The sequence below is a fragment of the Leisingera sp. F5 genome (assembly GCF_001593695.1).
The window spans coordinates 1-1,250 of the sequence record NZ_LUKH01001129.1 but is presented as its reverse complement, the minus strand read 5'-3'; the positions used below and the strand labels follow the sequence as shown (position 1 = coordinate 1,250).

Below are 1,250 nucleotides of genomic sequence, written 5' to 3'. Positions count from 1 at the left end.
CATCTGGCCGACCGGATCAAGGGCGGCGCGCCGATCCAGGGCAACTGGCCGCGCAGCGACCGGGCCCTGACCCTGTCCGAACGGGAAGAGATGCAGCAGCGGCTGACCCGGGCGGGTTTTGACACCGAGGGCATTGATGGCAAGATCGGGCCAAAGACCATTGGCGCGGTGCGTGCCTATCAGGTCGCCAAAGGCCTGACGCCGGACGGATATGCCTCACCAAGGCTGCTGGAAGACCTGCGGTAGCAGGAGAGGGCCAGCCCCCTCTTGGCCTTACGGCCAATTCACCCCCGGGATATTTTTCGCCAGATGAACAAGGGAAAGGCCCCGCTTTGCGGGGCCTTTGCTGGTTTGAAGGTCAGGCAATCAGATCAGCCGGGGGACATGCCGCGCAGGCGCTCGGAGCGGCGGCGCAGCATCTCTACCGCAGCCAGCAGCATGATGGAGATCGCAACCAGCAGGGTTGCCACAGCCAGAATGGTTGGCGAAATCTGCTCACGCAAGCCGATGAACATCTGCCAAGGCAACGTCTTCTGCCCGGCTGAACCAACAAAGAGCACCACGACAACTTCGTCAAAAGAGGTGATGAAGGCAAACAGGCCGCCCGAAATAACCCCGGGCAGGATCAGCGGCATTTGCACCCGGAAGAAGGTGGTGACCGGATCCGCACCCATATTGGCCGCGGCGCGGGTCAGGGAACGGTCAAAGCCGACCAGGGTTGCGGTCACCGTGATGATCACAAACGGAATGCCCAGCGCCGCGTGCGCCAGCACCACACCAATGTAGGTCCCCTGCAGGCCAATACGGCTGTAGAAGAAATACATGCCCGCAGCGGAGATGATCAGCGGCACGATCATCGGCGAGATCAGGATCGCCATGATTGCCCGGCGGAACGGCACATGCGGCTGGCTGAGGCCGATGGCGGCGAGCGTGCCGAAAGTGACCGAGACAATGGTCGCCATCGGCGCGATCTTCAGCGAGTTCCACATCGCGGACTGCCAGGAGTCATTGCTGAAGAAGTCGCGGTAGTGTTTCAGCGAATATCCTTCGGGATCCAGCCGCAGCATTTCCGGCGTGAACGTGAAGAAGTCCTGCGCGTTGAAGCTGAGCGGGATGATCACCACGATCGGCGCGATCAGGAAGAAGAACACCAATCCGCAGATGACCCGGAAAGAATAGTACCAGGCACGCTGGCCGGTGGTTGCATAAGGAGGAAGTGCGCTCATGTCCGTTATCCCAGCTTCACGTTA

General features: G+C 61.0%; 1 protein-coding gene and 1 pseudogene. One reads left to right on the top strand and one right to left on the bottom strand.

The window, feature by feature from the left end; genetic code table 11:
* A partial coding sequence (locus A2I95_RS39490; RefSeq protein WP_291737810.1) for a peptidoglycan-binding domain-containing protein occupies window positions 1-246 on the top strand: 246 nt, incomplete at its 5' end.
* Window positions 247-371: 125 nt separating this feature from the next.
* Here A2I95_RS39490 and A2I95_RS39485 read toward each other — a convergent pair.
* Window positions 372-1,217, bottom strand: a pseudogene (locus A2I95_RS39485) (ABC transporter permease); the annotation flags it as partial.
* Window positions 1,218-1,250 lie beyond the last annotated feature (33 nt).